Annotated in this window: 22 protein-coding genes; 12 read left to right on the top strand and 10 right to left on the bottom strand. The window is 59.2% G+C overall.

Going from position 1 to position 26680, the window contains the following annotated elements; translation table 11 throughout:
• Positions 1–64: 64 nt before the first annotated feature.
• The gene (glnA, locus tag I6E52_RS01940) at positions 65–1501 is read right to left on the bottom strand and encodes a type I glutamate--ammonia ligase (protein WP_197135681.1); all 1437 of its coding nucleotides are present in this window, start codon (positions 1499–1501) and stop codon (positions 65–67) included.
• A 137-nt stretch (positions 1502–1638) separates the two neighbouring features.
• Between glnA and I6E52_RS01935 the strand changes: the two genes are divergently transcribed.
• The gene (locus I6E52_RS01935; protein ID WP_197154480.1) at positions 1639–2043 is read left to right on the top strand and encodes an RDD family protein; all 405 of its coding nucleotides are present in this window, start codon (positions 1639–1641) and stop codon (positions 2041–2043) included.
• Positions 2044–2119: 76 nt separating this feature from the next.
• Here I6E52_RS01935 and I6E52_RS01930 read toward each other — a convergent pair whose 3' ends face one another.
• Positions 2120–2836, bottom strand: a complete 717-nt coding sequence (locus I6E52_RS01930) for a DUF4191 domain-containing protein (protein ID WP_197124495.1) — start codon at positions 2834–2836, stop codon at positions 2120–2122.
• A 177-nt stretch (positions 2837–3013) separates the two neighbouring features.
• On the opposite strand from I6E52_RS01930, the gene I6E52_RS01925 reads away from it, so the two are divergent.
• Positions 3014–4507, top strand: a complete 1494-nt coding sequence (locus I6E52_RS01925) for a hypothetical protein (RefSeq protein WP_197154478.1) — start codon at positions 3014–3016, stop codon at positions 4505–4507.
• An 11-nt stretch (positions 4508–4518) separates the two neighbouring features.
• Here I6E52_RS01925 and sucB read toward each other — a convergent pair whose 3' ends face one another.
• The 3 genes from sucB to I6E52_RS01910 form a co-directional block, all read right to left on the bottom strand.
• Positions 4519–6096 (bottom strand): 2-oxoglutarate dehydrogenase, E2 component, dihydrolipoamide succinyltransferase, encoded by a 1578-nt coding sequence (sucB, locus tag I6E52_RS01920; RefSeq protein WP_197154476.1) that lies wholly within the window; start codon positions 6094–6096, stop codon positions 4519–4521.
• A 59-nt stretch (positions 6097–6155) separates the two neighbouring features.
• The gene (gene lpdA, locus I6E52_RS01915; protein ID WP_197124501.1) at positions 6156–7529 is read right to left on the bottom strand and encodes a dihydrolipoyl dehydrogenase; all 1374 of its coding nucleotides are present in this window, start codon (positions 7527–7529) and stop codon (positions 6156–6158) included.
• Between the two features lie 99 nt (positions 7530–7628).
• Positions 7629–9116 (bottom strand): leucyl aminopeptidase, encoded by a 1488-nt coding sequence (locus tag I6E52_RS01910; RefSeq protein ID WP_197154475.1) that lies wholly within the window; start codon positions 9114–9116, stop codon positions 7629–7631.
• A 101-nt stretch (positions 9117–9217) separates the two neighbouring features.
• Here I6E52_RS01910 and I6E52_RS01905 point away from each other — a divergent pair, with 101 nt between their 5' ends.
• From I6E52_RS01905 to I6E52_RS01895, 3 genes are all read left to right on the top strand, one after another.
• Complete coding sequence (locus I6E52_RS01905; protein ID WP_197154474.1) at positions 9218–10153, top strand: proteasome assembly chaperone family protein; 936 nt, start codon at positions 9218–9220, stop codon at positions 10151–10153.
• 171 nt (positions 10154–10324) lie between these two features.
• Entirely contained in the window at positions 10325–11707 is a 1383-nt protein-coding gene (locus I6E52_RS01900; RefSeq protein ID WP_374059087.1) for an RNA polymerase sigma factor, read from the top strand.
• A gap of 7 nt (positions 11708–11714) precedes the next feature.
• On the top strand, positions 11715–12413 hold the full coding sequence (locus I6E52_RS01895) for a coenzyme F420-0:L-glutamate ligase (protein ID WP_197154472.1): 699 nt from the start codon (positions 11715–11717) through the stop codon (positions 12411–12413).
• Between the two features lie 56 nt (positions 12414–12469).
• Here I6E52_RS01895 and I6E52_RS01890 read toward each other — a convergent pair whose 3' ends face one another.
• Together I6E52_RS01890 and I6E52_RS01885 are read right to left on the bottom strand one after the other, a co-directional pair.
• Entirely contained in the window at positions 12470–13471 is a 1002-nt protein-coding gene (locus I6E52_RS01890) for a sugar-transfer associated ATP-grasp domain-containing protein (RefSeq protein ID WP_197154471.1), read from the bottom strand.
• Positions 13472–13544: 73 nt separating this feature from the next.
• Positions 13545–13763: a hypothetical protein gene (locus I6E52_RS01885; RefSeq protein WP_197105747.1), complete on the bottom strand. Its 219-nt coding sequence runs from the start codon at positions 13761–13763 to the stop codon at positions 13545–13547.
• A 215-nt stretch (positions 13764–13978) separates the two neighbouring features.
• Between I6E52_RS01885 and I6E52_RS01880 the strand changes: the two genes are divergently transcribed.
• Entirely contained in the window at positions 13979–16057 is a 2079-nt protein-coding gene (locus I6E52_RS01880; RefSeq protein ID WP_197124514.1) for a type IIA DNA topoisomerase subunit B, read from the top strand.
• 140 nt (positions 16058–16197) lie between these two features.
• Here the strand turns inward: I6E52_RS01880 and I6E52_RS01875 are convergent, their stop codons facing one another.
• On the bottom strand, positions 16198–18657 hold the full coding sequence (locus I6E52_RS01875) for a DNA topoisomerase (ATP-hydrolyzing) subunit A (RefSeq protein WP_197154470.1): 2460 nt from the start codon (positions 18655–18657) through the stop codon (positions 16198–16200).
• 54 nt (positions 18658–18711) lie between these two features.
• Here I6E52_RS01875 and I6E52_RS01870 point away from each other — a divergent pair, with 54 nt between their 5' ends.
• Positions 18712–19809, top strand: coding sequence for an alkaline phosphatase family protein (locus I6E52_RS01870; protein ID WP_307842318.1), 1098 nt, complete (start codon positions 18712–18714; stop codon positions 19807–19809).
• Here I6E52_RS01870 and sepH read toward each other — a convergent pair.
• Positions 19806–20816: a septation protein SepH gene (gene sepH / locus I6E52_RS01865; RefSeq protein WP_197154466.1), complete on the bottom strand. Its 1011-nt coding sequence runs from the start codon at positions 20814–20816 to the stop codon at positions 19806–19808. The two genes, I6E52_RS01870 and sepH, sit on opposite strands and share 4 nt — an antisense overlap.
• A 199-nt stretch (positions 20817–21015) precedes the next feature.
• Here sepH and I6E52_RS01860 point away from each other — a divergent pair, with 199 nt between their 5' ends.
• Positions 21016–21309, top strand: coding sequence for a DUF4193 domain-containing protein (locus tag I6E52_RS01860; protein ID WP_100389298.1), 294 nt, complete (start codon positions 21016–21018; stop codon positions 21307–21309).
• Here the strand turns inward: I6E52_RS01860 and I6E52_RS01855 are convergent.
• Complete coding sequence (locus I6E52_RS01855) at positions 21284–21739, bottom strand: DUF3093 domain-containing protein (protein ID WP_197154464.1); 456 nt, start codon at positions 21737–21739, stop codon at positions 21284–21286. The genes I6E52_RS01860 and I6E52_RS01855 overlap by 26 nt on opposite strands.
• A gap of 69 nt (positions 21740–21808) precedes the next feature.
• Here I6E52_RS01855 and dut point away from each other — a divergent pair, with 69 nt between their 5' ends.
• The 4 genes from dut (at position 21809) to acnA (ending at position 26604) form a co-directional block, all read left to right on the top strand.
• Positions 21809–22273: a dUTP diphosphatase gene (gene dut, locus I6E52_RS01850; protein ID WP_197154463.1), complete on the top strand. Its 465-nt coding sequence runs from the start codon at positions 21809–21811 to the stop codon at positions 22271–22273.
• Positions 22270–22878 carry a DUF3710 domain-containing protein gene (locus I6E52_RS01845; RefSeq protein WP_197154462.1) on the top strand — a complete coding sequence of 203 codons (609 nt, stop codon included), beginning with the start codon at positions 22270–22272 and terminating at the stop codon, positions 22876–22878. The genes dut and I6E52_RS01845 overlap by 4 nt, the downstream gene beginning before the upstream one ends.
• Positions 22875–23606: a DUF3159 domain-containing protein gene (locus tag I6E52_RS01840; RefSeq protein ID WP_197154461.1), complete on the top strand. Its 732-nt coding sequence runs from the start codon at positions 22875–22877 to the stop codon at positions 23604–23606. Before I6E52_RS01845 ends, I6E52_RS01840 begins: the two co-directional genes overlap by 4 nt.
• Positions 23607–23787: 181 nt before the next feature.
• Positions 23788–26604 carry an aconitate hydratase AcnA gene (gene acnA / locus I6E52_RS01835; RefSeq protein WP_307842480.1) on the top strand — a complete coding sequence of 939 codons (2817 nt, stop codon included), beginning with the start codon at positions 23788–23790 and terminating at the stop codon, positions 26602–26604.
• Positions 26605–26680: the final 76 nt, after the last annotated feature.

Below are 26680 nucleotides of genomic sequence, written 5' to 3'. Positions count from 1 at the left end.
CCGGGACAAATAATAAGGGCCGCATCCAGAAGGATGCGGCCCTTATTGCGTGCTGTGTTAGCGCTTAGACGCCGAAGTACAGTTCGTACTCGTACGGGTGCGGGCGCTGTGCGAACGGAAGCAGTTCGTTCGTACGCTTGTAGTCGATCCAAGTCTCGATGAGGTCCTTGGTGAAGACGTTGCCTTCCATGAGGAACTCGTGGTCAGCTTCGAGAGCAACGAGTGCTTCCTCGAGCGAGGCGGGAACCTGAGGAATCAGGCGTGCTTCCTCGGGAGGCAACTCGTACAGGTCCTTGTCAACGGGCTCGTGCGGCTCAGTCTTGTTCTTGATGCCGTCGAGGCCAGCCATGAGCTGAGCAGCAAACGCGAGGTAAGGGTTACCCGATGCGTCTGGTGCGCGGAACTCGATGCGCTTTGCCTTGGGGTTCGTTCCGGTGATCGGGATACGAATGGAAGCCGAACGGTTTCCAGCCGAGTACACGAGGTTCACGGGAGCTTCGAATCCGGGGATCAAGCGGCGGTACGAGTTGACCGTCGGGTTGGTGAATGCGAGCACAGCAGGTGCGTGCTTGAGCAGTCCACCGATGTACCAGCGAGCAGTGTCGCTGAGTCCGCCGTAGCCCTTTTCGTCGTAGAACAACGGGGTTCCGTCGTTCCACAGCGACTGGTGCGTGTGCATTCCCGAACCGTTGTCACCGAAGAGCGGCTTCGGCATGAACGTTGCCGTCTTGCCCCACTCGTTGGCGGTGTTCTTGACGATGTACTTGAACTTGAGGATGTCATCGCCAGCGTGAACGAGAGTGTCGAACTTGTAGTTGATCTCGCCCTGGCCTGCGGTGCCGACCTCGTGGTGGCTGCGCTCAACGTCGAGTCCAACATCGATGAGCTTCATGACGATGTCGTCACGAATGTCAGCGTGCTGGTCAACGGGGGAGACGGGGAAGTAGCCGCCCTTGAAGGGCGTCTTGTTGGCGAGGTTTCCGCCGGCTTCCGTGCGTCCGCTGTTCCAAGCACCTTCGCTGGAGTCAACTTCGTAGAAGCTCTTGTTGGCTGAGACTTCGTAGCGAACGTCGTCGAAGATATAGAACTCTGCTTCGGAGGCGAAGAACGCGGTGTCGGCGATGCCGGTCGACGTGAGGTACTTTTCGGCCTTCTTGGCAACCTGGCGCGGGTCGCGAGCGTAGATCTCGCCGTTGCGGGGGTTGTAGATGTCGAAGATGATAACGAGCGTGCGCTCGACGCGGAAGGGATCGACGTAGGCGGTGCTGACGTCAGGAATCAACTGGAGGTCGGACTCGTGGATCGACTGGAAACCGCGGATCGATGAACCATCGAAGAGCTGGCCTACGGCGAAGAAGTCTTCGTCAACTGAGGCGGCGGGGATGTTGAAGTGCTGCTGGATACCGGGAAGATCGGTAAACCGGATGTCGACGAACTTCACGTCTGTGTCCTTGATAAAATCAAGAACCTCAGACGAATTGGAAAACTTCGGATGAGACATTGAGTGGAACTCCAAGGGGTTCATTTGATGATCGGCTGTCGTTACAACCATCTCTTAGGGTACAGAAGATGGATTTCACAATCATCTCCGAATTGTTTCCGGCATGTTACGGAGCCACGATTCGTTAGGCTGATCCAGTGAATCAGCAACAATCAGCTCCCGACGAATGGCCAGGCAAGCGCATTGGACTCCCAGCGGAAGGCCCGCGTTCGATCGGTCGACTGGGGCGCAGGCTTGTTGCCCTTGCGATCGACTGGGGTTTCGCAGTCCTCGTATCGATCGCGTTCTTCGACTACGACGCGTTCGCCACTCTCGGCGTTTTTGTCGCAGCACAGATTGTCGTGCTGATCACCACAAACGGCAGCTTCGGGCATCTGATCACGGGGATGCGCGTCGTTCCCCTTGCTGGGGGCTACCTCGGCATCTGGCGGCCCATCGTGCGCACTCTGTTGATGGCACTCGTCATTCCCGCCGTCATTTGGGATGTCGATCAGCGAGGGATGCACGACCGCATCGCGGGCACACTGCTCGTTCGACGCTAACCCGTGGGTTAACGCAACAGAGTCGACGAGCCAAATGGCTCGTCGACTCTGAAGTTCCAACGATTGTTGCGGATGCCTACGCGCGTTGTGAGCGCTGTGCGCGCGCTTTCATCGGGTCGACGCCCTTGGGAATCGGGAGACCGTTCTTGTCGAGCGACGTCAGCCGGTTGGAGATTGCGAGAATCTCGGGCTTGCGAAGAACGTTCTTCAGGCGGCCAAGCGTCGGCGCGAGTTTGTGCAACGCGACGGAGTCGGCGTCGGGGCCGACATAAATGAAGTGCACGGGAACGTTGGGCAGGAAGCGATTCATCTTGCGGCGCTCATCTTCCAACATCTTCTGTGTGCGGCTGCGCGGGCCTTCACCGATGAGTGCGATGCCGCCCTTGCCGATTGCGCGGTAGACAGCATCTTGCGTCTTGGGGCTAATAGCAACAGGCATTTCGCTCGCGGTCCATCCGCGACGGAGCGAACTCTTGAGCACGGCGCCGACGGCACCAGGCTGACCGGCGATCTGCGAGTAGGCAGCACGTTCAGCGCGACGTCCCAAAACGATGAGGAACGCGAGAAGGCCAGCCATTACACCGGCGACGATGTAGAGGACAAAGCCGAAAACGTTGTCTCCGGATAGTACGAAGGCGAGGACGAGCCCGATCACGATGGGCAGCAGGAATGCTAAGAGGAAGAACCAGATTGCGAGGTTGTCGTAGCGCCTCGTCATTTGGAAAACCTGGTACATCTGCTTGATGCGACCGGGTTCTTTTTGAGCCTTCGGAGTCTTTTCGCTGCGTGCCATGCATCTAGGATACGGCCTCTTGCGCTTCTGTGGATTCGCAGTTCTTCGGCTAGGCGTTCGGCAGCGTGTCTTGCGCGGTGTCCAGTGTCTTGTCCTCAGCGAATTCTTGCTGTTGCGCTTCTCCACAACTGGTCGCAGCGTGAGCGGAACTTTGTGCGTGCGACAAAGGATAGAGCTGTGAATGACGACTCAATAGCTGGCTACCTCAGCATTCGGACGCTCGCCGAATCTTCCTCCTCGCGACTTGTTCTCTCCCGCGCCCACAGCGATGGGGAGCGAGATGAATCGTCTAGCGTGTACGCGATCAAGCGTTTCTCACCTGACACCCTCGCCCTCAAGATGCTTACTGAGATCGAGTGCTTGGCATTAGCCCAGGGCGATCACACCGTCCCTGTGGAAGATGTCGGGGCAGCCCCGGATGGTGTGCCCGCGCTCATTACACAGTGGCAGACTGCGAGCACGTTAAGGCGAGTCATGCGTGAACGACAAACCCTGCGTCCGGGGGAAGCGATCACGATCCTTGCGCCGTTGGCTGCGGCATTGAACCGAGTGCACCATGCTGGGGTCACGCTCGGCAACGTGACGATGGATGCTGTGCACTTCGATAGCGCCGGTGCGCCGTTCTTTGTCGACTTCAGCTCCGCGCGGTTGCACGGGAGCGTTCCGACGCCAGCCGAGCTGTGCGACTCCGCGTGGTTCCACCAAGATCGTCAGGCATATGCCGTCGTGGCGAGTGGTGTTCTTGCTGCCGTCTCGCTCGAACATAACGTTCGCACACCCATGGCGGAGCTTCTGTCCTGGCTTTCTAGCGACACTCATTTCCGCACCAGCGACTGGCAGGGCGAATGTGAACGACGCCTGTTCGCCTTGGGCGCCCCAGAACCGGTGCGTTTGGGTGTTATTGAGGCAACGGAAGCACTCAACTCTGCGCAGCTCACACGAAGCAGTGGAGCGCTTGCGGATGCTGCTCTCCTGCAGCCTCGAACCGAACTCGATTCAGTGCTGGCTCTTCCTCCGTGGCTTCAGGGCCGGCTGGCGGAACTTATGGCCGAAATCAAACACCGCGCAGCAAACGGCATCGTGGGGCTTCGCGACTGGTGTCGCCCGATCCGAAAGCGCACGTGGGCGCTGGCCTCAGCCGGCGCACTGTGCGTGGTGCTGGCAGTCGTGGTTGCATCTCTGGAGAACACGGAAACATCGACTGCCGTTGCGTCTACAGGCGGGGAATCTTCGGCGGCGGCGTCCGGGGACGAAAGCGAGCCAATGGGGGCAGCACCTGACGCCGTGCGATCGCCACCGACCGACCCGGAAGCTGCACACCCGGAAGCCACACAGGACGCCCTCCCGGCAGACCCAGCCCAGGCTCTTGAATTGTTGTTGACCACCCGTAACTTGTGCTTACGGGATCTGTCTATTGAGTGCCTTGCCGCGGTTGCTCGTGCCGAGTCTCCGGCCTTCGCCGCAGATTCTGCTCTGATTACGAACGTGCTGAACGGTGCGGAACTCTCCCCGGAGGTGCTCATAACTGCGGGGGATGCTGTTGAGATTCAACGGTTGGGCGATAGCGTGCTCTTCGAATTTTCTGCTGCAGACGAAAGCAAACCGGCCTCGCTTCTTCTAGTGAAGGGCGAGGCCGGTTGGCGAATCAGAAGCTATACGCTTCCGGAGTGAATTGCGTGTGCTTAGATTCCGAGCTTGTCAGCGAAGTCTCCGCCTTCGAGGCGGTTCTTCACATCAACGAGGAAGCCAGCAGCGTCCGCGCCGTCAACGATGCGGTGATCGTAGCTGAGCGCAAGGTAGACCATCGAACGGATGCCGATGGAATCACCGTTTGCGTCGCTGATCACAACAGGCTTTTTGGTGACGATTCCGGTTCCGAGAATTGCCGACTGGGGCAAGAACACGATTGGAGTGTCGAAGAGAGCGCCACGTGAACCAGTGTTGGTCAGCGTAAACGTTCCGCCCGAGAGCTCATCAGGAGTCAACTTGTTGTCGCGGGTGCGCTGCGCGAGATCTGCGATCTCGCCAGCAAGTCCTGCAATGTCAAGTGACGCAGCGTCGCGGATAACGGGCGTGAGCAATCCACGCTCGGTGTCCACGGCGATGCTCATGTTCTCCTGAGCGGGGTAAACGATGGCGTTGTCTTCGATCGTTGCATTGACGATCGGGTGAACGGTCAGCGCTTCCGCGGCAGCGAGAGCAAAGAACGGCAGGAACGACAGCTTCGTGCCGGTCTTAGCCAGGAACTCGTCCTTTACAGCGTTGCGGTAGTTCGCAACGGCAGTGACGTCAACTTCAACGACGGATGTCAGTTGAGCAGACGACTGCATCGAGAGCACGGCACGCTCGGCAATAACCTTGCGCAGTCGCGACATCGGAACAGTGGTTCCGCGCAGAGGCGACACTTCCCGAGCAGCGGGCGCGGGAGCGGATGCTTCCAGTGCAACCTCAGTCGCAGCTTCGCTAGCGGCAAGAACGTCCTGCTTGCGGATGCGTCCACCAACACCGGTGCCGGTGAGGGTACTGACGTCAACGCCGCGCTCGTTCGCAAGCTTGCGTACGAGAGGGGTGAGGTAACCGGCTTGCGAGTCATCGCTGTCGGTCGTAGTAGGTGCTTCTTCTGCAGCAGGTGCTTCAGCTGCGGCCTGAGCAACGGGCTCAGCTTCTGCGACAGGAGCAGCCTCAGTGGCGGGCGCGGCTTCGGCTGCAGGAGCAGCTTCGGCGGCGGGCGCGGCTTCAGCGGCGGGCGCCGCTTCAGCGGCAGGAGCAGCTTCAGCAACAGGTGCTTCAGTCGGCGCAGCCGGAGTTTCAGCGGCCGGAGCTACGGGCTCGGCAGCGGGCGCTTCAGTCGCAGTAGGTGCTTCGGCTACAGCAGCTGCAGGCGCCGCGGCAGCAGGTGCTGCTTCAGTCGCAGGGGCTTCAGTAGCAGGAGCGGCAGGCTCTTCCGCAGGAGTTTCTGCTGCAGCGGGAGCCGCTTCAGCAGGCGCTTCCTCAGCGGCAGGAGCAGCATCTGCGCCACCCGATCCGTCGCCGATTTTTACCAGCGCGGTGCCAACTTCAACTGTTTCGTCTTCGGCAACCAAGATCTCTTCGATGACACCGGCGACGGGAGAAGGAATCTCCGTGTCGACCTTGTCAGTGGAGACCTCGAGCAGGGGCTCGTCAACCTCTACACGCTCGCCGACTTGCTTCAGCCAGCGGGTCACCGTGCCCTCGGTGACACTCTCGCCGAGTGCCGGAAGGTTAACGGATTCGCTCATCAGTACTGCTCCTTTGTGATGCTTGTCATCAATAGCTTAGTTCCGTGGTTAGGCGGAGCCTAGACCGCGTGCAGCGGCTTGCCGGCCAAAGCGAGGAATGCCTCGCCGAGAGCCTCGTTTTGGGTGGGGTGTGCGTGAAGCAACGGAGTGATGTCTTCGGGGTGTGCTTCCCAGTTGACGATCAGTTGTGCTTCACCGATCAGTTCGCCAACGCGAGCTCCGATCATGTGAACTCCGATGACTGGACCGTCGACTACGCGAACAACCTTGATGGAACCAGCAGTGCCGATGATGGCGCTCTTACCGTTTCCGCTGAGGTTGTAGTCGTAGGCCTTGACGTTGTCAGCACCGTGGGCTTCGATCGCCTTAGCTTCGCTGAGGCCGATGGACGCTACCTCGGGGTCGCTGTAGGTGACCTTCGGAATGTGGAGGTCATCGATCACGATGGGCTTCAGTCCAGCGATTTCTTCGACAACGAAGATTCCCTGCTGGAATCCACGGTGAGCGAGCTGGAGGCCGGGAACGATGTCTCCGACGGCGTAGACACCAGGAACGTTGGTGGCGAGGCGCTCGTTCGTGAGAACGAAGCCGCGGTCCATCTCAACGCCGACTTCTTCGAAGCCGAGTCCAGCGGTCGACGGGCCACGGCCGACTGCAACGAGCAGAAGCTCCGCTTCGACTGTCTCGCCATTTTCCAAAGTAACGACGACGCCGTCGTCGTTCTGCTCGACGCTCTTGAAGCGAACGCCGGTGTGGAAGTTGATGCCACGACGGCGGAATGCTCGTTCGAACTGCTTGCTGACCGACTCGTCTTCCATAGGAACGAGGTGGGGGAGACCTTCAATAATGGTGACGTCGGCTCCCCAGCTCTTCCAGACGCTCGAGAATTCGACGCCGATGACGCCGCCACCGAGCACGGCGACCTTCTTCGGAACGAAGTCGAGTTCAAGTGCCTGCTCGGAGGTGATGACGCGGCCACCGATTTCGAGTCCCGGAAGCGAGCGAGAGTAGGAGCCAGTCGCCAAGATGACGTTCTTGCCTACTACGGTGTCTTCGCCAACCTGAACGGTGTTGGGCGCGACGAGTTTGCCTTCGCCCTCGATGACGGTGATACCGCGCATCTTGATGAGGCCCTGCAGCCCCTTGTATTTGCTCGCGACGATGTCTTGGCGGTATTTGGTTACCGCAGAGATGTCGATGCCGTCGAGCGTGGCGGTGACGCCATACTTCGCTGCTTCGCGCGTAACGTCAGCGACTTCTGCGGAGTGCAAGAGTGCCTTGGTCGGGATGCAGCCCACGTGCAGGCAAGTGCCACCGAGCTTGTTCTTCTCGATCAAGCCAACGGTCATCCCTAGTTCGGCGGCGCGCAACGCAGCTGCGTAACCACCGCTTCCTCCACCAAGAACGACAAGGTCAAAATTGTGCTCAGCCAATACAGCAGCTCCTCTGTAAGGAAATTATTCGTCGGCACGCACGATGTGTAGTCAGTGCGACCGGATGGTGCGGAAAGATCCCGCGTTTAAAAAACCTTACTACGGACGAGAAAATTCCTCGGCCAGTTCAATGAGTGTTCGAACACCGATTCCGGTTGCACCCTTGCCGACGTAACCCCAGCCTCCGCCGCGGTTGTCTGATGGGCCCGCAATATCGATATGGGCCCAGGGGATGGTTTCGGTGCTGTTGGGGCGTTTGCCGACGAAGTCCTTGAGGAACGCGGCGGCGATAAGCATGCCTCCCGCGGTGTTTCCCGGCTTGATATTGGCGATGTCGGCAATATCGGAGGCGAGCAGCGGGCGGAGCTCAGGGCTGATGGGCATCGCCCAGAAAGGCTCGCCAACACGGTCGGCAACTGCAACCACTTGATTGACGAGTTCCTTATCGCCCATAGTGCCGGCGTAGCGGTTGCCGAGGGCAACAACGGCGGCACCGGTCAGTGTCGCGATGTCTACGATGGCGTCGGGGTTTTCTTCGCTGGCGGCGACCAAACCGTCCGCCATGACGAGTCGTCCCTCAGCATCCGTATTGAGTACCTCAACGGTCTTGCCGCCGCGGATCGTCAAAACGTCATTCGGGCGAATTGCGCTGCCAGAAGGCATGTTCTCGGCGAGGCAGAGCCACGCGGTCAATCGCACGTTTGTGCCGAGCTTGGCGCATGCCTCGACAACCGCCATCACGGTGGCTGCTCCGCTCATGTCGAACTTCATGCCGATCATGCCGAGTCCCGGCTTGAGGGAGAGCCCGCCCGAATCGAAAGTGATTCCCTTGCCGACGAGCGCCAAGTGCTTCGCGGCATCAGAAGGGGTGTAACTGATCTTGACGAGGCGGGGACCCCGAGTGGAGCCTTGGCCGACACCAAGGATGCCGCCGAAGCCGCCCTCTTCGAGTTCCTTTTCCGCGTAAACCTCGACCTCAACGTTGTCGAGCGATGCGAGTTCGGTCGCGCGGTCGGCGAAGGTAGCGGGATAGAGCTCTTTCGGCGCCTCATTAACCATGTCACGCGTCACGTGGGTGGCGTAGGCGATCGCGTTTGCTCGCTCGATCAGCGCCGCATCGTCGATGGGGCTCACTACGGTGATATCGCTTGCGAGTTTCTTGCTGGCGTCGGGAGCAGTAGAGCGGTAGGCGTCGTACGAGTAGGCGCCAATAGCTGCGCCTTCGAGAACCGCGAGCGTTTCGTCGCTCGACTTGGCTCCGAGCGAAAGAGTGATGTGCGGCGCACCGCGAAGTTGGCGAGCGGCAGAACCGGCGGCATAGCGCAACGATTCGGCGGTCGGGATAGCGTCTCCGAGGCCGATGAAGGCGACTGCAGGAGCAGCAATTCCGATCGCAGGGATGCGGTGAAGTTCGTCAGCCGCACCAGTCGCGCCAATGAGACTCAGTGCTTGCTCAAAGGTTGCAAGTTGCGACGACGTGTCCACGAGCTTCGGCCCGGTGTCGGTTTTCACCACCCCGATAACGAGAACATCGGATTCAACTTCGGAGGCGGGCGCGGTGGACAAGTGCAACGTAGCAACGGTCATGTCCTCATGATAACCAGCATCCGCCTTCATGTTCGCTAGGAGCTTGACGCTGTGGAGCCGAAACAGGGGGATGCCTCCGCGGCCGCGATTAGAGTGGAGTCATGCGAGATCCAGCCGGCCTATATGACATCGCCACCGATGTTGCTGGGGTACCGCGCGGTCTCCCTCTTGTAGCGGGACTCACGGGCTTTGCGGATGCCGGTGGTGCCGTCAGTCAAGTAAGCCAATACCTCCTCGACACCCTTGAGCGCACCGTTGTTGCGTCCTTCGACAATGACGCTCTCTTGGATTACCGAGCACGTCGTCCCATGATCTATTTCGATCAGGACCATTTGAGCGACTACCGCCCAGCCAAGCTTGAACTCTATTTGGCCAAGGATGAGTTGGGGCAACCCTTCTTGCTTCTCACCGGTTACGAACCTGACTTCCAGTGGGAGCGCTTCTCTGCAGCAGTGTTGAGACTCATTTCGAAGCTTGAGGTCAAGTCGACGACGTGGCTCAGTTCCATCCCGATGCCGGTGCCGCACACTCGCAGCATCGGAGTGACCGTGAGCGGCAATCGATCGGAACTCATCGACTCGCTCTCCGTCTGGAAGCCACACACCCAAGTGCCTGCCAACGCAATGCACGTGATCGAGTACCGCTTGCAGGAGCTCGAACATCCTGTTGCTGGTTTCGTTCTCCTGATTCCGCACTACCTGGCTGATACTGAATGGCCTACTGCTGCTGTCACGGCACTCGAGAGTGTGAGCGCCGCAACCGGGCTTATCTTCCCCACTGACCGTCTTCGCGAAGAAGGTCGGGAATTCGTCGCGAAGATTGATGGTCAAGTTGATAGCAATCAAGAACTCGCTCGCCTCGTAGGAACGTTGGAGGAGCGGCACGACAATTACATGGAAGAAAACCCCATGCGGTCGCCGTTGACCGATGAAGCCGGCGAATTGCCCTCGGCAGATGAAATTGCCGCGGAGTTGCAGAAGTTCCTCGCTATCAAGCGAGCTGGAGATGCCGACGGCGCCTCTGAACTTCCTTTGTAGTAGCCGCGGTTCTGCAACAACAGTGCGCCTCAGCGCCACCCTCACGCCCAGTGCTGTGCTCGTTCGCCCTCATGGTGCGAAGCATGAGAAAAGCGTGGCATAATAGGAGTAAGACCCGGTCTTGTTTCTAGATCTGTTTCGCCATGCGGTGAGACGGGCCAGAGACTTGACATGGGTCTTAGTACTGCCCGAAAACCTCAGAAAGGTGTTCAGATGGCGACCCGAACGAAGGCTGCAGAGTCCACACCCGCAGCAAAGAAGGCTCCTGCCAAAGCAGCAGCAAAGGCTGGCACGCGCAGTAAAGCTGCCGCTGCAGTCGAAGAAGTAGCGACTGACGCCGAAGGCGCCGAGAGCACCACCGCCAAGGCAACGACCAAGAAGGCTGCGACGACGAAGTCGACTGCCGCTGCGTCAACTGCCAAGAAGCCGGCAGCAAAAAAGCCAGCGACTAGGACCAAGAAGGCCGCCGCAGCAGCAGCCGCCGAGATCGTTGAGGCAGACGGCGAAGAGTCAAAAGCCGAAGACGAGCAAGAAGAAAAGTCAACGAGCAAAGATGAAGCATTGCCCACGGGCGCGCTCGTGCTTTCGCTTGTTGATGATGAAGACGAAGTTCCTGTCTATTCAGCCGCCATCACTGGCGCTACAGCTGACCCGGTCAAGGACTACTTGAAGCAAATCGGTAAGGTCGCGCTGCTTAACGCTGCTCAAGAAGTTGAGCTTGCAATGCGTATCGAGGCTGGCCTGTTTGCTGAAGACAAGCTTTCCCAGATGGCCCCCGGCGAAGTGCGCTCGACGCTCGGTCGCGAACTTCAGTGGGTAGCGAAAGATGGTCAGCGTGCCAAGAGCCACTTGCTCGGCGCCAACCTCCGCCTTGTTGTATCGCTTGCGAAGCGCTACACCGGTCGCGGCATGCAATTCCTTGACCTCATTCAAGAGGGCAACCTGGGCCTGATCCGTGCAGTCGAGAAGTTCGACTACACCAAGGGTTTCAAGTTCTCTACCTACGCAACGTGGTGGATCCGTCAGGCCATCACCCGCGCAATGGCCGACCAAGCTCGCACGATTCGTATTCCTGTTCACATGGTTGAAGTCATCAACAAGCTCGCTCGTGTACAGCGCCAGATGCTTCAGGACCTCGGCCGTGAGCCCACGCCTGAAGAGCTGTCCCGCGAACTCGACATGACGCCAGAAAAGGTTGTCGAGGTTCAGAAGTACGGCCGCGAACCTATTTCGCTGCACACACCGCTTGGTGAAGACGGCGACAGCGAATTCGGTGATCTCATCGAAGACACCGAAGCAGTCGTACCAGCGGATGCTGTGGGCTTTACGATGCTGCAGAAGCAGCTTGAGAGCCTCCTTGATTCCCTCTCGGAGCGCGAAGCCGGAGTAATCCGCATGCGCTTCGGCCTCGGCGACGGAATGCCGAAAACTCTCGACCAGATCGGTGACACGTTCGGCGTAACTCGCGAGCGCATCCGTCAGATCGAGTCCAAGACGATGGCGAAATTGCGTCACCCGTCACGCTCGCAGTCACTACGCGACTACCTCGAATAGGCCAATAATGGGTGCTGAAGCGAACACGGGAAAAAGTCTCACCGTCGAGGTTGATGGAGTCGTCTATGAACGGCTTGCCATCAAGACTCGGTTGGTGGTTCGTGAAGACGACATCGTTCAGGTCGTGTCGGAGTACGCCGCGGATGTCGTTCAGGATGGCGATCTTCTCTTTGTGACCGAAAAGATTGTGGGAATCACTCAGGGGCGGGCATACCCGATCTCCGAGGTGGAGCCGCGCAAGCTTGCCACATTCCTCTCGAAGTACGTCACGAAGACGTCGCACGGCATCGGTTTAGGTATGCCCGAAACGATGGAGATGGCGTTGCGGGAGTGCGGTACGCCGCGCATTCTGTTCGCTGCTGCTGTTGCAGCGGTGACGAAGCTTGTGGGGCGTCGTGGCGACTTCTATCGCATTGCCGGGCCCAAGGCTCGTGCAATCGATGGTCCGACGAAGAACACGATTCCGCCGTATAACTCGCACGTCGTACTCGGCCCGGCGCGTCCAGATGGTGTCGCGCAAGACATCAAGGTCGCTCTCGGCCGCAACATTGAGGTTCTCGTCGTAGACATCAATGACTTCGGCGGCAACATCCTGGGGTCGACGTCAAACAAGGCCACCAGCGAGCTCGCGCTGAAAGTGTTGAAAGACAACCCACTGGGGCAAGACCACCAGAGCACCCCGCTCGGCGTCATCCGCCGGGCTTAGTTCCACTTCGGCACGAGCCAGCCACCGCAAGGTGAACTGGCCGGGGGAGTCGTGCCCTAGAAGTCGATGACTTCGCGGAACTTGGGCAACAGGCCTGTCTTGATTCCCGTGAGGCTCGGCTTCATCTGAAAGACGCCCGTGTTGTAGTTGCCCTCGATGATCGCCGGTCCGTTCGGCGTAATCGCGACGTCCCACCCGACATAGGGGATTTCTGGGATGATGCGGCTGACAGTGTCGAGCATGGCGAGCACTTCGTCGTACAGCGGAACCTGAAATCCTACGATCGGTGTGCCGGTTTGGGGATGCACGGTGAAGGTGTTCGCGAACTTGTCGAAGGCACCGTAGCTCGCGATTCCGGTCTTTTCATCCAGCACGGTATACATGCCACCGCGGCCGTAGTTGTCGACCTCGGCGCCATTGCCCATGCGCAGGACCGCTTCCATCACATGAACGTCGGAGCCGTCGAAGAAGGTGATCATTCGTAGTGAGTTGACGCTTGTAGGGCAGAGCGCAGACATGCCGGAATGCTGTTCGAGGAACGCTTCAACGAGAAACTGACGTTTGTCCATCAACTCGCGGTACAGGGCCGGTGCGTCAGCAAGATCACTGCCGCCGTGCTTTTCGATGCCTGCACCACTCATGCTGTCGACAACCTTCACCATGATGGGGTCATGGTGCGCGACGAACTCGACGAAGTCTGCTTCGGAAGCTGTTCGCAAGTCGAGCCAGGCGCGACCGAGCCACTTGTCAAAAGTGGTGTTGAACGTCGGCTTGTCGTAGAAACGTTCGCGGTACTCGCGCTGGTTGTACTTCACCACGATGGAGTTGGCGTTGCCGCTCGTAATCCACGTGCGGCGCTCAGCACGACTGAGAACGTTGAACTCGAACTCTTCATAATCGAGGTAGCCCGCTTGGTAGACAAGGGAACACCAGACCATGTCCAGCAAGATCGCGATCACGGGCGTACCGCTGCGTTTGCTGATTGCTCGCGCGACGGCGAGCATGTTTGATACGTCGAGCGAGATAAGTCGCGACACGTAGTGCCGGATGCGCTTCACAGTTCTCCTACGAAGGTCATACCGACACACGTGTCGGCGGCGAGCAAACTATCTGATGATGCTCAACGCTACGTTATGCATTCAGACGGCTGGACTCGTCGTGCCACTTGATCGCTGTCGGGAACAGCTTGTCTTTGAATTTGGCGCCGTGGTGGGCGCAAAAGAGAAGATCGCCACTGGCGAGGGTCGCGCGAATGTATGCCTGCGCGCCACAACTGTCACAGCGGTCAGCCGCCGTGAGGGTGTAGTCCATCTCATCGACTGGGGTGTCTTCGGTTGCAATGTTTGACATGGCCTACTCCTTCTTGCTTGCGGTTGTTATTCCGTACGCCTATACAAGCATGGGTGCCTGAAGATTCTTCCTACATTGCGGGCATTTCGCTCAGCGCGTAGCGCTTCTGGCGGCGAGCGACGTGCGTGCGGCCGCGGGTGTCGGTGAGCGGCAATGTCAGGCGGAGAACGTACTCTAGAAGATGGCCTTCCGTCGTCAAACCCTAGGAGATCACTATGGCGAGCTCTGACTACTCAGCCCGTCACCTGTCCGTACTCGAAGGCCTTGAAGCCGTTCGCAAACGTCCAGGTATGTACATCGGTTCTACCGACTCACGCGGGCTCATGCATTGCCTGTGGGAGATCATCGACAACTCGGTTGATGAGGCGCTTGACGGGCACGGTTCGGAGATCAGTGTCATCCTGCACGCCGACGAGAGCGTTGAGGTTCGTGACAAGGCCCGTGGCATCCCGGTCGATGTCGAGCCCAAGACGGGTCTCACCGGCGTGGAAGTTGTGTTCACCAAGTTGCACGCGGGCGGAAAGTTTGGTTCAGGATCCTATGCCGCGTCGGGTGGACTCCACGGCGTAGGTGCTTCAGTCGTAAACGCGCTGTCGGAGCGACTCGACGTTGAGGTTGACCGCAACGGCAAAACGTACGCGATGTCCTTCCATCGCGGCGAGCCAGGAACTTTCGCCGATAAGGGGGAGCCGACTCCGGATGCTCCCTTCAGCCCCTATGTGTCGGGCAGCGAGTTGCGGGTTATCGGCAAGGTGCCCAAGGGGCGCACCGGCACCCGGGTTCGGTATTGGGCAGACCGCCAGATCTTTACCAAGGGTGCGAGTTTTCAATCCGACGGGCTTATTGACCGTCTGCGTCAGACCGCGTTCTTGGTGCCCAACCTCACGCTGAACGTGACGGACGAGCGTGGCGATGAGCCGCGCCACGAATCGTTCGCCTTTGAGGGTGGTATCTCTGAGTTCGTCGAGCACCTGGCCGTCGATCCGCCCATCACCGACATTTGGCGCCTCACCGGATCCGGCGGATTCACTGAGAGCGTTCCGGTGCTGCAAGACAACGGCCACATGGTTTCCACCGAGGTTTCCCGCGACTGTGTCGTGGATGTTGCACTGCGTTGGGGCACCGGCTACGACACCGTGATCAAAAGCTTCGTCAACATTATTGCCACGCCCAAGGGCGGAACGCACCTCGCAGGGTTCGAGCAAAGCCTGCTCAAGTTTCTGCGCGCTGAGACAGAGAAGAACTCGCGCCGGCTCAAGCTGGGTAACGACAAGCTCGACAAAGACGATGTGCTTGCGGGCCTCACTGTTGTGCTGACCGTTCGCGTTCCGGAGCCTCAATTCGAAGGTCAAACCAAGGAGATCTTGGGTACGCCAGCGGTGCGTGCGATTGTCGCCAAGGTCGTAGCGACCGCGCTCTCAGAGCGCTTCACGTCAACCAAACGCGATGACAAGTCGCAAGCGGCGCTCGTGCTCGACAAGGTCGTCGCCGAAATGAAGTCGCGGATTTCTGCCCGTGCTCACAAGGAAACGCAACGTCGCAAGAACGCGCTCGAAAGTTCGAGCCTTCCCGCGAAGTTGGTTGATTGCCGCTCGAACGACGTGGCCAACAGCGAATTGTTCATCGTCGAGGGCGACTCGGCTCTCGGTACGGCAAAGCTCGGCCGCGATAGCGAGTACCAAGCTCTCTTGCCGATCCGTGGCAAGATCCTCAACGTTCAGAAGGCATCCATCAGCGACATGCTGTCGAATGCGGAGTGCGCGTCGATTATCCAAGTCATCGGGGCCGGTTCAGGACGCAGTTTCGATTTGTCGACAGCACGGTACGGCAAGGTCATCATCATGGCTGATGCTGACGTCGACGGTGCTCATATCCGCACCTTGCTGCTCACGCTCTTCTTCCGGTACATGCCTGACATGATTCGTGATGGCCGTGTATATGCCGCAGTGCCACCGTTGCATAGGGTCGTCGTCATGAATCCTGGGTCGAAGCCCAATGAAACTATCTACACCTATTCCGAAAAGGAACTCAACGGCGTGCTCGCCGGGCTCAAGAAGTCGGGCAAGCGTTATCAAGATCCAATCCAGCGCTACAAGGGCCTCGGAGAGATGGACGCCGACCAATTGGCAACCACCACAATGGACCGCAACAACCGTGTTCTCCGCCGCGTGAATATTTCGGATGCCGAAAGCGCCGGAACCGTGTTCGAACTGCTGATGGGCAACGAGGTTGCGCCGCGCAAGGAATTCATCATTCAAGGTCAGGGTCTCGACCGCGACCGTATTGACATTTAGCAGCCAAGCGGATGCGGGGCGTCATTGACGCCGCGGCACCGATGGTGACTGAAGCAGCGAGAGGGCTGCCATCTGAATCGATCAGGTGGCAGCCCTCTCGGCTGTGCGGCTGTGTTCTGTGCCGCCGGAAGTCCGCGGTCCTACGGCGTAGAGCCGATGGATCCGATGACGCTGTCGAGCGGCATGCCCGAACCGTCTCGCTTGGTACGTTCGGTCGGCAGCTGGCGCACGGCACCATCCGGTCCGACGGCCGTCGCTGGCACAGCGCCAACCCACGCGAGAGTGAGGACGTCCTCGCCCTTCAGTAGCGAATGAGCGCGAACTCCACCGGTGCCGCGACCCTTGGCCGGGAACTGGGAAAATTCGCTGAGCTTCACCCGACCAGGATCTGTGCCCGGAATGGTGACGCTCGAACCTGAGATCGTGACCGCGACGTTTTCGGAGTCAGCATCCAGTGCGTCGAAGAAAATCACTTCGGAACCAGAATTGACCCGCACACCTGCCATGCCGCCCGCGCTGAGCCCCTGCGGGCGCACAGCGGAAGCCGCAAAGTGCAGCAGTTGGGTGTCGGAGGTGACAAAGGTGAGTTCAGCGTCGTCGGCGCTGTGAGCCGCCCCAACGAGTTCGTCACCTGGCTTGAGCGAGATGATCTCGAAGTCCGGTTTTGACGGCCAGACGCCTGGTGTGACGCGTTTGACGGTGCCCTGGCGGGTAGCGAGAGCAATGGGCTGATCACTCTCAAGCGACACAATCGCCAGCACACGCTCTTTCTTGTCGAGCGTTAAGTACTCGCTAATCTTGGCGCCGGCACCGAGCTGAACAGAACTCGTCGGCACATTGGGCAGGTCTATTGCGGTGAAGCGGATGAGTCGGCCGCGGTTCGTGATCGCACCGATCTCAGTGCGGCTTGTAGTTGTCACGCGTGAACGGATTGCGTCGTGCTTCGATCGACGCGACCCGGCCAAAACGGTGTCGCCTTCGCTGATTCCGACTCGAATGATTCGACCTGTTGTCGAGAGCAACACCACGCACGGCTCGTCGGCGATCTCAAGCACAGGCTGGTTTTTGCGCGCAGCTGCACGTGATGTTGTGGCGATGGAGGCAGGAGCTTCTGTCAGCAGCGTGCGTCGCGGCGTTCCAAATTTCTCCGCCACGGCGTCGAGTTCGTCTCCGACGAGTGCTCGGATGAGAGTGTCATCGGCGAGCAAGGCCTGAAGTCGAGCGATCTCGGCCCGAAGCTTCTCTGCCTCGGCTTCCAGCTCGATGCGGCTGAATTTGGTGAGTCGACGCAGTCGCAGCTCAAGAATGTACTCGGCTTGTAATTCGCTCAGATCAAATACTTCGCGCAGGCGCGTGCGAGCCTGATCGCTGTCGTCACTCTGGCGAATGACCTGAATAACTTCGTCGATATCGACGATTGCAATGAGCAAGCCTTCAACCAAGTGCAGGCGTTCGAGGTGACGAGCGAGACGGAACTTGCTGCGGCGAGTGACGACCTGCAAGCGGTGCTTCAAGAAGACTTCTAAGAGTGCCTTCAGGCCGAGGGTCTGAGGGCGACCGTCGACGAGCGTCACGGCGTTAATGCTGAAGTTATCTTCGAGCGGAGTCAAACGGTAAAGCTGCTCGAGTACGGCATCCGGACTGAAGCCAGTTTTGATGCCGATAACGAGGCGCAGTCCGTGATTACGGTCGGTGAGGTCAGTAACGTCAGAGATGCCAACGATCTTCTTGTTATTGACGCCGTCTTTGATTTTCTCAATAACGCGTTCGGGACCGACCAAGTATGGCAACTCGGTGACCACGAGACCCATCTTGCGGGCCGTGATCGACTCCACCGCCACAGTGGCGCGGGTCTTGAAGGCACCACGGCCATTAGCGTAGGCGTCTTTTACGCCGCTGAGGCCAATGATTCTGCCGCCAGTGGGGAGGTCGGGGCCGGGCACGAACTGCATGAGTTCTTCGAGCGTTGCGTCGGGGTGAGCCAGCAGGTGCCGCGCTGCCCCCACGACCTCGATGAGGTTGTGCGGAGCCATGTTGGTGGCCATGCCGACAGCGATACCGCTCGCGCCATTCACCAAAAGATTCGGGAAGGCCGCAGGGAGGACCTCGGGCTGGGTTGTGGAATTGTCGTAGTTCGGCACGAAGTCGACAACATCTTCATCGAGATCGTCCGTCATCGCGATCGCGGACGCCTGCAGGCGGGCTTCGGTGTACCGCGGTGCGGCAGGGCCGTCATCCAGCGAACCGAAGTTTCCGTGGCCGTCGATGAGCGGCACCCGGAGGATGAAGCTCTGGGTCAGGCGCACCATGGCGTCGTAAATGGAGGCGTCGCCGTGGGGGTGAAGCTTTCCCATAACGTCGCCGACGACGCGCGATGACTTGACGTGACCCTTTTCGGGCCGCAGTCCCATTTCGCTCATCTGGTAAAGAATGCGGCGTTGAACGGGCTTCAGTCCGTCGCGGGCATCGGGGAGTGCGCGCGAATAGATGACGGAGTACGCGTACTCCAAGAACGAGCCCTGCATCTCGGTCGTGACATCGATGTCTTCAATGCGTTCGCCGGCAGGGGAGTCTGGGGTGGGTTTAGTGGGAGTAGCCATAAGATTGCCCTAATGCTACCGGCGCTCAACCCAGACTCAGCGAACCTAACCGATGTGTTGTCAAGTTCCTTTCAGGCAATTGCGGGCGAGGATAATCGACTGAGCTTGCCTCCCGTTCGTCACGCTGTCGTGTTGCTTGTTGATGGACTCGGGGCCCACAACCTTAAGGCGCGATTGGGGCATGCCAGAACTTTGGCCGGAGCCTTCTCCAAGAACACCGTGATTCAGTCGGGATTTCCCACCACTACGGCAGTGGCGATCGCGAGTCTCACCACGGGAGCGAGAGCGGGACAGCACGGTCTTGTGGGCTACAGCGTTCTCGATCCGCTCAACGATCGCGTGCTCAATCAGCTTTCCGGATGGGATTCCCGCATGCAGCCGTCGACCTGGCAGCGGGTTCCGACGATCTTCGAACGCGCAACCGAACGTGGCTTTTCTGCGGTGGCGGTAGGAGCGGCTCGCTATCGAGACTCTGGCTTTACACAGGCGGTGCTACGCGGTGCTAGGTACGTCGCTGCAGGTTCTCTTGCAGAACGGCTTCGTGTGGCGGTGGCGGTTGGACAGTCCAGCGCTGAACCTTCGCTCACCTACGTCTATGCGCCAGAGCTCGATATGGCTGGTCATGCGAATGGTTGGCAGTCGTCCCAGTGGACGCACGCACTTGAATCTCTCGATTCCGCGGTGGGCAGCGTGGTGGGCGAACTTGCTGACGACCAGGGGCTTCTCGTGACTGCCGATCACGGAATGATTGACGTTCTTCCTGAATCGCACGTGCTCTTCGATACAGCGCCGGAACTTATTGAGGGAATCGCGCATGTTGCGGGGGAGCCACGCTGCCTCCAGCTGCATCTCGCGCCTGAACTGACGGCTGCCGAGCGGGAAGCGGTCCTTGAGCGTTGGCAGCACGCAGAAGGTCAGCGTTCGTGGGTGGCAAGCCGCGACGCTGCAATTGCTGCTGGCTGGTTTGGAGAGGTCGCCCCGGAGGTCGGGGCGCGCATTGGCGACATTATTGTCGCCGCACGCAAAGGGATCGCTTACTACGACTCCCGCGTTACCAATAACTCCGGCAGAAAAATGATCGGCCAGCACGGATCCTGGTCAGACGAAGAACTTCGTGTTCCCCTTCTGAAGTTCGGTGCCTTCGCTCGCTAAGCGGGGTCTTCGTCTGGCTTCGTTCCGAAGACGATGTCGTCCCAGCTCGGCATCGCAACCCGACGGCGACGCGATTTCGCTGTCGGCTGTGGTGCGGTCGCTTGCGGCGGCGCTGGTGCATCGCGGCGTTGCTCTGCGGCGGGAGGATCGAGAAGGCGCATTGACGGTTCGGCACCGGTCGTGGTGTCAGTCTCATCCTCGTCTGCCGCAAAGTTCGCGGGCTCCCGCTCGCCGCGACGACGACGAAGAGCGTCGAGCAAATCTGCGGTCTGGTTGCCAACACCCGCTTCTGCGCTGCGATCGCGCATAACAGGAAGTTCCGCCGGCTTGATCGGCGCGGGCTCGTCGTGGAGTTCATCGACGTCGAACGCTCCGCTGTCGAAGCGTGCGGCGTCCGTAGTTCCTTCGGCGGGCGCAACGGCGCGGAGTCGGGGGATAAGAGCGCCGGTCGTTTCACCCTGCTGGGAGAGAGTCTTGGCTTCGTTGTTGAGCGGAACAAGAGATTGGCGCTTGGGGTCGTATTGCCAACGTGCATCATGGTCGATGCTGTTTGAGTTGAACGAGAGCTTGACCGTCCACCCATTCTCAGGATCTTTCCAGCTAGCCCACCGCTCATTGGCAGCATTCACGTCGACGAGTCGTTCGCGAATAGCGGATCCGAAAGTGCGCGACGACGTCAGCGAGTCCGTTTCACCCGCAACATGCACCGGCACTCCGAGCGCAGATTTGACGACGAATTCGCGTTCAGCGACGACAGGCCCCTCGAAACGCTCGATGTAGTCGATGTCAGCGCCGGTGAGATTCGCGACGTCCTGAGCGGACATTCCTGCCCGGATATGTGCCTGAATCTCCCGGGGAGCAAGCTTGGGGCCGCTGCCTGTTTGGGCTCGGCTCTGTCGCAAACGCGACTGCAACACGTTATCAACGGCGAGACGGAAGCGCGTTCCATCATTGCTCGACACGATCAGCGCACCGTCTTGTACTTCGATTACCCGAAGGTCTTCCATAGTGAACTTCTCCAGCCCTCACGATTCCCCTTAGGGTCGCACGCATTGGGCGGTTTCTTTGGGAATAACACGCCTCCATGAACAGTTATCACAGGCGCTGCACAGTGATGCAGAATCGGCGGTTTGCAATTCGCCTCGCTTTCATGGAGACTGTGCCCGCCGATTCCGGTGATTCAACGTAAAACAGAAGTGGATGGGCATGGCCACCGACTACGACGCACCTCGTAAGACCGACGACGACTCCGAGTCGATCGAGGCTCTTAAAGAGCGTGTTCCTGACAAAATGTCGGGCTCGGTTGACGTCGACGATTCAGACAACCCGGCGAACTTTGAGCTCGCCGGCGCAGACCTTTCTGACCTGGACCTCGATGTGGTCGTTCTGCCTCCTCAGGCGGACGAATTCACTTGCGTGAGCTGCTTCCTTGTGAAGCACCGCTCGCAGGTAGACCACACAACCAAGCTGGGCGCTATTTGCCTGGAGTGCGCAGCCTAGACTGCGCGATCGCTCCAGCAAGCAATTCGGGAGTGCGACTCGACAACAACCAATACGGTGTCGGGTCGCTCTCATCGAGTACCTCAAGTTTGACAACCGGCGAGACCCATCCTCGGATCATCAGCCAAGCACGCGCATCCAGTCGCTGCCCGCGTTCGAGAGTCGCTTCATCCCCGTTGTAGCTCGTCACGTCGCCGATGATAGCGATCGGCAGTCGAGCGCTTCCCGCACGAAGTTCTTTGTCGTCTACCGTGATTGTCGGTGCAGACCACAGCAGGAACAGCACAATCCCGATATAGAGCACTGCTGCGGTGATGTATCCCACGAAGATATTGATCGGCAGGAACACCAAGATGCTCGCGGGAATGATGAGAGCGGTGCTGATGTAGAGCCACGCTGTGGGCCACAAGCGTTCACGGTAGTAAGTCACTCATCCATTACACACTGATTTTGCGCCGGGCGTTTCGGGCTGACGCCTTATCTGCACTAGCCTCGACTCGTGATTGACAACGTAGAGGTGCTCATCTCAGCAGGCCAGACGCCTGCGTACGCGCATCCGGGTGACGCTGGGGCTGACCTGTATTCCGCAGGCAGTTACACTCTCGCGCCCGGCCAACGGGACACCATCGCGACGGGGGTGTCGATCGCGCTGCCCGACGGTTACTTAGCGTTCGTGGTGCCTCGCAGCGGGCTGGCAGCCCGTCACGGCATCACTATCGTCAATAGCCCTGGAACTGTGGATGCTGGCTACCGAGGCGAAATTCGCGTTACGTTGTTGAACACTGATAGTTCATCCACTTTTGAGATCGCGCCGGGCGATAGGATCGCGCAAATGATCGTTATGCCCGTTTCTCGGGCTAGGTTCATTCCCGTTTCCACCCTTCCGGGCAGTCATCGTGGTGAGTCGGGCTTCGGTTCGACCGGATACCGCGCAGAGTCAACACAACAAGGAGCCACTTCGTGAGCGACACTACTGAAACCGACCAGCCGCAGGATCACCCCAAGTCGGCACCGGAGAATCGTGCGACCGATGGTCCTCTCGACGAGAGCGAAGCAAATGCTGTTCGTCCGTATGTTGACCTTGGCGGAGTGAAGATTCTTCCGCGTCAAGAGTTGCACTTGCGACTTGAAATTGAAGAAGCAAGCAAGCGCGTCGTCGCTGTTGGGCTTGACTACGCTGGTTCAACGCTTCAAATCCAACCCTTTGCGGCCCCGCGGTCGAGCGGGCTTTGGCACGAGATTCGTCAGCAGATCATAAATCAGGTTCACTCGCAGGGCGGGACTACAAAAGTCTCGGACGGCCCCTTTGGCCCTGAGGTTTTTGCCGAGATTCCTGTTGCAGGCAAGCCCGGCGAGAAGCGCATCGCGCGCTTCGTTGGCGTTGACGGTCCGCGCTGGTTCCTGCGGGGAGTAATCGCCGGTGAAGCTCTGACGAGCCAGGAAGCAGCAACCAAGATCGAGGATCTGTTCCGTTCGATCGTTGTAATCCGTGGCACGACGCCGATGCCGCCTCGCGACCTCATTCCGCTGCACATGCCGGCAACGGGTGAGAAGGAACCTCAGGCGTGAGTTCAGTCGACGAGCCGTCGAGTGAATCTGAAGATGATCAGGTGACCGCAGATCCGACAGTTCGTGAAGCACTAGCGGCTGCGGCTCGTCGTTCCGCCGTAGGCCATGTAGCGCCAGGGGAGGCTCCGACTTCGGGTGCTCTACTCGAGGCGATGGGTGGTGTGCGCGGTTTAGTGGAGTCCATTCTGCCCGGGCTCGCGTTCTTGGTAATCTTCACGATCACTCAAGAACTGGTCGCGTCCGTCGTGGCGCCTGTTGTTGTGGCGTTGGGCTTCGTGGCTGTTCGTCTTGCGACGAGAACTCCGGTGTCGTCTGCGCTTGTGGGCGTTGTTGGTGTCGCTCTTTCCGCCGGTCTTGCGCTCTTTACGGGGCGCGCCGAAGACAACTTTCTTTTGGGTTTCGTCATCAACGCAGTTTTCTTGGTAGCGATAGTGGTGAGCGTCATCGCGAGGCGTCCGCTCGTCGGCCTCATCGCGGCGTTGCTGGTGCCGACAGCTGCCGATTGGCGTGAAGACAAGGCAAAGTTCCGTGTTGCGTTAATCGCCACCGTGCTGTGGGCAGGCTTGTTCTCGGTACGGCTTGGAATCGAACTTCCGCTTTACTTCGCCGAGGCAACTCAGGCGCTGGCAACTATGAAGCTCTTGCTCGGTGTTCCGCTTTACGCGGGAGTGCTCTGGGTCACGTGGCTTCTTATGCGCACTGCTTACGGGCGCACAACCGCCGAGTAGTTCTTCTTCATCGCCGTGGCGTCGAGGCGACAGGACGACGATGGTGTATATTTATCTCGACGTCAAGATACTTTTGGCCGCGATCGCAGCGCGTTATTTGCGATTCAGCCTTAGGCTTGCCTTGCTGGATGCAGCGCACGCTCCGCGCAAGGATTGAAGAACCGTAGCAAGGGAGATGACAGTGTCGACAGTCAATAGTTTTGGGTCGAAAGACACCCTCACAGTCGGTTCGTCCGACTATGAAGTGTTCCGCATCGACAAGGTAGCGGGATACGAAAAGCTACCGTTTAGCCTCAAGGTTCTGCTCGAGAACCTGTTGCGCACAGAAGACGGCAAGAACGTCACGAAGTCGCAAATCGAGTCCCTCGGATCGTGGGTGCCCAGTGCAGACCCCGACACCGAGATCCAGTTCACACCCGCGCGCGTTGTCATGCAGGACTTCACTGGCGTTCCGTGCATCGTTGACCTCGCCACTATGCGTGAGGCCGTTGCTGAACTCGGGGGAGACCCCACCAAGATCAACCCGCTCGCGCCTGCAGAGCTCGTGATTGACCACTCGGTTATCGCCGACCTCTTCGGTTCTGAGAATGCGCTTGAGCGCAACGTTGAACTTGAGTACGAGCGCAACGGTGAGCGCTACCAGTTCCTTCGTTGGGGCCAGAGCGCTTTCGACGACTTCAAGGTTGTGCCCCCCGGAACCGGAATCGTTCACCAGGTGAACATCGAGCACCTCGCGCGAGTCACTTACACGCGCGAAGTTGATGGCAAGACTCGGGCATTCCCCGACACTCTCGTCGGCACCGACTCGCACACCACGATGGTTAACGGTCTTGGCGTTCTCGGCTGGGGCGTTGGCGGAATCGAAGCTGAGGCAGCAATGCTCGGCCAGCCGGTTTCCATGCTGATCCCCAAGGTTGTCGGTTTCAAGCTCACGGGTTCTATCCCCGCCGGCGTCACTGCGACCGACGTTGTTCTCACGATCACGCAAATGTTGCGCCAGCATGGCGTCGTCGGCAAGTTCGTTGAGTTCTACGGCGAGGGAGTTGGCGCAGTGCCGCTCGCCAACCGTGCAACTATCGGAAACATGAGCCCCGAGTTCGGTTCGACCGCCGCTATGTTCCCGATCGATGACGTTACCCTCGACTACCTTCGTCTCACCGGCCGCAGCGAAGAGCAGGTCGAACTCGTCGAAGCGTACGCAAAGCTTCAGAAGCTCTGGCACGACCCGAGCGTCGAGCCCAACTACAGCGAATACATCGAAATGGATCTCGGCACCGTTGTTCCGTCGATCGCTGGACCGAAGCGCCCGCAGGACCGCATCGAGCTCACGAAGGCGAAGAGCCAGTTCGAAATCGATCTCAACAACTATGCAGCAACGGATCACACCAAGGTTGACGCAGCCGTTGAAGGCTCGTTCCCGGCTTCCGACCCCAGCGGTACCACTCCGCAGGATGAGGACTGGGCGCACATGCCCTCGACAATCCACGCGAGTCACCCGCCGCTGACGGTCTCGCAGCCGACCTCGGTTAACGTCGACGGCGGCGAGTCGTTCACGATCGACCACGGTTCCGTTGCGATAGCCGCAATTACCTCGTGCACGAACACGTCTAACCCCTCGGTGATGCTTGCCGCTGGCCTGTTGGCTCGCAACGCGGCCGCAAAGGGACTGAAGTCGAAGCCGTGGGTCAAGACCACACTTGCTCCCGGTTCTAAGGTAGTCACGGACTACTACGAGAAGTCGGGCCTCGACGAGTCACTTGAAGCGCTTGGTTTCTACACAGTCGGCTATGGCTGCACCACCTGTATCGGCAACTCTGGTCCTTTGGAAGATGAAATCTCCACCGCGATCAACGAGAACGATCTCGCGGTAACCGCCGTTCTTTCGGGTAACCGCAACTTCGAAGGTCGCATCAACCCCGACGTGAAGATGAACTACCTCGCGAGCCCGCCGTTGGTCATCGCCTACGCGCTTGCCGGATCGATGAACTTCGACTTCGACAACGACGCTCTTGGCCAAGACCAGGATGGTAAAGATGTCTTCTTGAAGGACATTTGGCCCGACGCCGCTGAGGTGCAGGCGACGATCGATTCGTCGATTGACCGTGAAATGTTCACCCACGAGTATGCGGGTGTCTTTGACGGTGACGAACGCTGGCAGAACCTTCCGACGCCGACTGGTTCCACTTTTGAGTGGGATGACAAGTCGACCTACGTGCGCAAGCCCCCGTACTTCGAGGGAATGACCATGGAAATCACTCCGGTCAGCTCGATCACCGGTGCGCGCGTTCTCGCCAAGTTGGGCGACTCAGTCACGACTGACCACATCAGCCCCGCTGGTTCGATCAAGGGTGACAGCCCGGCTGGAATTTACCTCGCCGAGCACGGCATCGACCGCAAGGACTTCAACTCTTATGGTTCGCGTCGTGGAAACCACGAAGTGATGATTCGCGGAACTTTCGCCAACATCCGTCTCAAGAACCAGCTTCTTGACGGTGTTGAGGGTGGTTACACCCGTGACTTCACCACGCCGGATGCTGAGCAGTCGTTCATCTACGACGCGGCTCAGAACTACGCAGCCGAGGAAACTCCGCTCGTTGTTCTCGGTGGCAAGGAATACGGTTCAGGTTCGTCACGTGACTGGGCCGCCAAGGGCACGAGCTTGCTCGGTGTCAAGGCAGTCATCTGTGAAAGCTTCGAGCGTATTCACCGCTCGAACCTCATCGGCATGGGCGTCCTGCCTCTGCAGTTCCCTGAGGGCCAGAGCTGGGAGTCGCTGGGGCTCGATGGCACCGAGAGCATTAGCATCTCGGGCGTCGAAGAACTCAACGACGACCGCATCCCGAGCACTCTGCACGTAGTGGCCGAACCGACCGCGCACTCGCCCGAGGGCAAGACGACGATCGAGTTCGATGCGAAGCTGCGCATCGATACTCCGGGTGAAGCTGATTACTACCGCAACGGTGGCATCCTTCAGTACGTATTGCGTTCGCTGGTCTAGCTAGCGCGTGCGCCGAAGGCGCGCGGCAGGGAGCTTTGCTCTCGCCGCGCGCCTTTTCTGCGTCGTGTAGAGGCTG

The sequence above is a fragment of the Salinibacterium sp. NG253 genome, from assembly GCF_015864945.1.
Lineage (GTDB): Bacteria > Actinomycetota > Actinomycetes > Actinomycetales > Microbacteriaceae > Rhodoglobus.
The sequence above is the reverse complement of the archived record's forward strand: the minus strand, read 5'-3'. Positions and strand labels throughout refer to the sequence as shown.

Excerpts from the sequence above, each read along its gene's own strand:
- glnA (WP_197135681.1), bottom strand. The coding sequence starts at position 1,501 with ATGTCTCATCCGAAGTTTTCCAATTCGTCTGAGGTTCTTGATTTTATC.
- I6E52_RS01930 (WP_197124495.1), bottom strand. The coding sequence starts at position 2,836 with ATGGCACGCAGCGAAAAGACTCCGAAGGCTCAAAAAGAACCCGGTCGC.
- sucB (WP_197154476.1), bottom strand. The coding sequence starts at position 6,096 with ATGAGCGAATCCGTTAACCTTCCGGCACTCGGCGAGAGTGTCACCGAG.
- I6E52_RS01910 (WP_197154475.1), bottom strand. The coding sequence starts at position 9,116 with ATGACCGTTGCTACGTTGCACTTGTCCACCGCGCCCGCCTCCGAAGTT.
- I6E52_RS01905 (WP_197154474.1), top strand. The coding sequence starts at position 9,218 with ATGCGAGATCCAGCCGGCCTATATGACATCGCCACCGATGTTGCTGGG.
- I6E52_RS01900 (WP_374059087.1), top strand. The coding sequence starts at position 10,325 with ATGGGTCTTAGTACTGCCCGAAAACCTCAGAAAGGTGTTCAGATGGCG.
- I6E52_RS01895 (WP_197154472.1), top strand. The coding sequence starts at position 11,715 with ATGGGTGCTGAAGCGAACACGGGAAAAAGTCTCACCGTCGAGGTTGAT.
- I6E52_RS01885 (WP_197105747.1), bottom strand. The coding sequence starts at position 13,763 with ATGTCAAACATTGCAACCGAAGACACCCCAGTCGATGAGATGGACTAC.
- I6E52_RS01880 (WP_197124514.1), top strand. The coding sequence starts at position 13,979 with ATGGCGAGCTCTGACTACTCAGCCCGTCACCTGTCCGTACTCGAAGGC.
- I6E52_RS01875 (WP_197154470.1), bottom strand. The coding sequence starts at position 18,657 with ATGGCTACTCCCACTAAACCCACCCCAGACTCCCCTGCCGGCGAACGC.
- sepH (WP_197154466.1), bottom strand. The coding sequence starts at position 20,816 with ATGGAAGACCTTCGGGTAATCGAAGTACAAGACGGTGCGCTGATCGTG.
- I6E52_RS01860 (WP_100389298.1), top strand. The coding sequence starts at position 21,016 with ATGGCCACCGACTACGACGCACCTCGTAAGACCGACGACGACTCCGAG.